This is a genomic window from Streptomyces sp. 15-116A (assembly GCF_025290915.1).
GTDB lineage: Bacteria > Actinomycetota > Actinomycetes > Streptomycetales > Streptomycetaceae > Streptomyces.
On the sequence record NZ_JAOCQE010000408.1, the window covers coordinates 1 to 4,204 of the forward strand.

Genomic DNA, 4,204 nt, shown 5'->3' on the forward strand with positions numbered 1-4,204 from the left:
CGCGCACGCGGCGATCGTCGCCGCCGGAGCACTCGCCCGGCCCCCGCAGTGCGGCCGGCACCTGTATGTCGACCTCGCCCCGCTGGCCCCCGCGCTCTCCGCGCGGGGCGTCGGCGACGCCCAGGAGCTCGAGGACCTCCTCACCGGCCTGCTGGGCATGCCCGCGCCGGGCGGCCACCGCTTCGGCGACGATCTCGAGGCCCCGCGCGTGCGGCTGTCCACCGCCCCCCTGCTGGGCGACACGGCCGAGCGCCGCGAAGAATGTCTGCGCTCACCCGCGCCGTTGGAACTGCCACAGGTGCAACGCGCGTTGAACCACCTGCAGTCGGTGTTCGACCAGCTTTCGTGACGACGCTCAGCGATGGGAGCCTCCTCGATGACGCAGCAGTCCGAGTCGGCCACGACCACGACGACCACGCCGGAAGCCGACGACCCTGCCTCCCTCTCACCCCGGGCGGAGTCCGCCCTGTCACCGTCGTCCGCCGCGCCCCCGTACCCGCCGCTCGCCGAACCCCGTCCGCTCGCCGAGCGGCGCGTGTGGCCGCGCACCTTCCACGACCGGCTCACCGCCCCGCTGCCCGGCCTCAAGGCGTTCGCCCGCTTCGCCCGCGAGGGGGCTGTGCGGCCGGGGCCCGAGGGGCTCGCGGACATCCACCGGCTGCCGTACGCGCCCGGGCCGCTGCCGCGTGTCGACGCCCGGGGCCTCGCGGTCACCTGGGCGGGACACGCCAGCTGGGTGCTGCGGATCGGGGGGCTGACCGTCCTCACCGACCCGGTGTGGTCCCGGCGGATCCTCGGCACCCCGGCCCGCATCACGCCGGTCGGGGTGGACTGGGAGGCGCTGCCCCGTGTCGACGCGGTCGTCATCAGTCACAACCACTACGACCACCTGGACGCCCCTACGCTGCGGCGGCTGCCGCGGCACACGCCCGTGTTCGTGCCGGCCGGGCTGGCCCGGTGGTTCCATCGCCGTCGCTTCACGCGGGTCACCGAGCTGGACTGGTGGGAGGCGGCCGAACTGGAGGGTGTGCGGTTCGATTTCGTGCCGGCGCATCACTGGTCCAAGCGGAGTCTCACCGACACCTGCCGGTCACTGTGGGGTGGCTGGGTGATGACCGCGCCGGACGGGCGGCGGGTGCACTTCGCCGGTGACACGGGGTATGGGCACTGGTTCTCTCGTATCGGGCGGCGTTATCCCGGTATCGATCTGACGTTGCTGCCCATTGGTGCGTACGACCCCCGGTGGTGGCTCAGGGACGTGCACTGTGATCCGGAGGAGGCGGTGCGGGCCTTTCTGGATCTGGGGGCGCGGCATATGGCGCCTATGCATTGGGGCACGTTCATTTTGTCTGCGGAGCCGGTGTTGGAGCCTGTCGTGCGGGTCCGGGAGGCTTGGGCTGCGGCTGGATTGCCCCGTGAGCATCTTTGGGATCTGCCGGTGGGGGGATCGCGCGTGCTGGAGTGAGTGCGGGGGATTCGCGTGTGGGTGCCGGGGGTGGTCGGTTCTGCGCGGCACCGTCGTGGCTGGTCGCGCAGTTCCCCGCGCCCCTTTGGGGCGCGTTCGTGTCAGCGGGGTTTCAAGCGGCGCCATGCGCTCGGGGCCGCGCTGATCAGCAAGGTCAGGGCTACCGCTGCCGCTACGCCCTCCCACGGTTCCGCGAAGAGGGAGCCGCCCAGGACGCCGATCAGTTGGTACGTCGCCGTCCAGGCGAGGCAGGCCGGGAGGTTGCCGTGGATGAAGCGGCGTAGCGGCCACTTGGCGAGGAGGCAGGCCAGCATCACGGGGAGGCGGCCCGCCGGCATCAGGCGGGACAGGACCAGGACCGCCACCCCGTGATCCGCCAGCTTCGCCTGGGCCTGCGCCAGCCGGTCCTCCGGGGCGCGCGCCCGGATCGCCTCCAGCCAGCGCGAGCCGTTCTTCGACCGCATGCCGCGCCGGCCCAGCCAGTACAGCGCCACGTCCCCGAGGAACGCGGCCAGGGACGCCGTCACGAACACCAGCGCCATCGAGAACGGTGCCGCCTGATGGACCGCCACCACGGCCGCCGAACTCACCAGCGCCCCCGTCGGCACGACCGGCACCAGCGCCCCGATCAGCACCAGCAGGAACAGCGACGGATACCCGATCGCCTGCTGCGTGGACTCCGGTGCCACGGTCGCCGGCGTGACCGCCAGCACGGCGGGCAGGATCACCGGGCGACCTCCAGGCGCACACTCTCGCCGTGCCCGAGCCGGTGCACCGCGGCGGCGGGCGCGTGCTCGGCCGCGAGGCGTACGAACTCGTCGCCCGGCGCGTGGAACTCGTGCGGGCGCACGGCGTCCATGCCGATCGGCCAGTACGTGCCGTAGTGCACCGGCACCGCGCTGGGCGCCCCCAGCAGCGCCAGCGCCTCGGCCGCGCGCCGCGCGTCCAGGTGCCCGTCGCCGAGATACGGCCCCCAGCCGCCCACCGGCAGCAGCGCCACGTCGACCGGCCCGACCTCCTTGGCCATCGTGTCGAACAGGCCCGTGTCACCGGCGAAGTACGTGCGTGCCTCGCCCTCGACCACGTAGCCGAGGGCGGGGGAGCGGTGCGGTCCGAGCGGCAGCCGCCGCCCGTCGTGCCGCGCGGGCACGGCCCGTACGACCACGTGCCCGACCTCCGTGACGTCGCCCGGCGCCACCTCGCTGACCCGCAGATGCGTGAGCCGGCGCAGTCCCGGCACGGCACGGGGTGCGCCCCGGGGCACGAGCAGGCGCGTGCCCGGGGCGAGCCGGGCCAGGGAGGCCAGATGCAGATGGTCGGCGTGCAGATGGGAGACCAGCGCCACGTCCGCGTAGCGGGCGTCCGGCGGGGGCAGCGCACCGCGCCGGCGCCGCAGATGGGCCAGCCGGCGGGCGAACAGGGGATCGGTGAGCACGCGCGTGTGCGAATCCTCCACCGTGCACGTGGCGTGACCCCACCAGGTGATCTCCACCGGCACCTCTTCGCCTCCTTCACGCGACTCCCCGAAGCCTACGGGCAGGAGTAGGGTCGGCGGCGAAAACCGGAGGTGAGGGGGCGCCATGGGGCCGGTGCGGGTGACGGCGATCGCGAGTCTGACGCCGCTGGAGCAACTGGACGCCGATCCCTTCCTCGTGGACTCCCGCAGCCAGCACGCCATGTGCGCCCGCTGGGCCGCGGAGCACGGCTACGTGGTGACGCGGGAACTCCTCGTCCGGGGGCTGCGTCCCGACCACGGCGCCCTGTGGGAGGGCGTGCGCCCCGGCGCCGATCTGTTCGTCGCCCCGAGCCGCCGGGTGCTGGAGAGCGCCCTGTCCTCCGTCGAGGAGTTCACCGCGGAGTGCGCCCGGCGTGGGGTGCGCGTGGAGACCGTGGGCCGTGCCGAGCCGTCGTACGACGCCGCGATGAAGGCCTGCGTGCACCGGCGGCTGTCCCTGCCGACGGCGGGCTACGACGGCCGCTGACCGGCCGCGCACGGGGGAGGGCCGGTCGGGGACGAACCGGCACGTCCGGCCGTTGTGACAAGGTGAGTGGGGTGGTGCCCGCAGGGACGGCGGGCCGGGACGTGAGGTGTGCGGGCGTGGGTGGCGGGCGGTGGCGGCGGATCGCCAGTCAGATCGGGCGGAGCATCGCCGTGTGGGCGGTCTCCACGCTCACCATGCTGCTGCTCGCCGGGATCCTGCCCGACTTCCGGCTGCGCTCGGCGGACGGCGACAGCGCCACCGACATCGCGGTCACCGCCGCGCTCGGCGCGGGCGCCTTCGGTCTGCTGTCCGCGCTGGTGTGGCCGCTGCTGGTGCGCCTGCTGCTGCTCGTGCCGGCGCTGGTCCTCGGGCTGCTGGTGTTCTTCCTCAACGGTGCCCTGCTGTGGCTGGCGCTGCGCGTCAACCCCGCCGAACGCGGCGATGCCGCACCGGAGACCGCCGTCGTGGTCGCCGCCGTGATGTCGGCGGTCGCCTCCGCCACCGGCGCCGCCCTCGCCGTCCGCGACGACGACGCCTACCGGCGCCGCCTGTACCGGCTCGCCGACCGAAGACGCCGCTCCACCCCGCCCTGCCCGGCCACGCCCGGCACCGTCTTCCTGCAACTCGACGGCGTCGGCCACGACGTGCTGCTGGACGCCGTCGGCAAGGGCCTGATGCCCACCGTCGCCCGCTGGCTCGGCACGGGCACGGGCCCCGGCGCGGGCACGGGAACCCGCCCTGGCTCAGCCACCGGCCC

The 4,204-nt window shown here is 74.2% G+C and carries 5 protein-coding genes and 1 pseudogene; 4 read left to right on the forward strand and 2 right to left on the reverse strand.

Translation table 11 applies throughout. The features are described 5' to 3' along the window. Together N4P33_RS33350 and N4P33_RS33355 are read left to right on the forward strand one after the other, a co-directional pair. Positions 1–380, forward strand: a pseudogene (locus tag N4P33_RS33350) (pyridoxal phosphate-dependent aminotransferase); the annotation flags it as partial. Next, the gene (locus tag N4P33_RS33355; protein WP_260830673.1) at positions 377–1,465 is read left to right on the forward strand and encodes an MBL fold metallo-hydrolase; all 1,089 of its coding nucleotides are present in this window, start codon (positions 377–379) and stop codon (positions 1,463–1,465) included. The pseudogene N4P33_RS33350 and the gene N4P33_RS33355, both read left to right, overlap by 4 nt. A gap of 101 nt (positions 1,466–1,566) precedes the next feature. Here the strand turns inward: N4P33_RS33355 and N4P33_RS33360 are convergent, their stop codons facing one another. Continuing rightward, positions 1,567–2,193: a DedA family protein gene (locus N4P33_RS33360; RefSeq protein ID WP_399030591.1), complete on the reverse strand. Its 627-nt coding sequence runs from the start codon at positions 2,191–2,193 to the stop codon at positions 1,567–1,569. Beyond that, a complete protein-coding gene (locus N4P33_RS33365) occupies positions 2,190–2,963 on the reverse strand; it encodes an MBL fold metallo-hydrolase (RefSeq protein ID WP_260830674.1) in 774 nt (257 codons plus the stop codon). The genes N4P33_RS33360 and N4P33_RS33365 overlap by 4 nt, the downstream gene beginning before the upstream one ends. A gap of 82 nt (positions 2,964–3,045) precedes the next feature. Here N4P33_RS33365 and N4P33_RS33370 point away from each other — a divergent pair, with 82 nt between their 5' ends. Both N4P33_RS33370 and N4P33_RS33375 read left to right on the forward strand, forming a co-directional pair. Further along, positions 3,046–3,447: a hypothetical protein gene (locus tag N4P33_RS33370; RefSeq protein WP_260830675.1), complete on the forward strand. Its 402-nt coding sequence runs from the start codon at positions 3,046–3,048 to the stop codon at positions 3,445–3,447. Between the two features lie 116 nt (positions 3,448–3,563). Further along, positions 3,564–4,204 (forward strand): phage holin family protein (locus N4P33_RS33375; protein ID WP_260830676.1); only part of this gene is annotated, 641 nt, incomplete at its 3' end.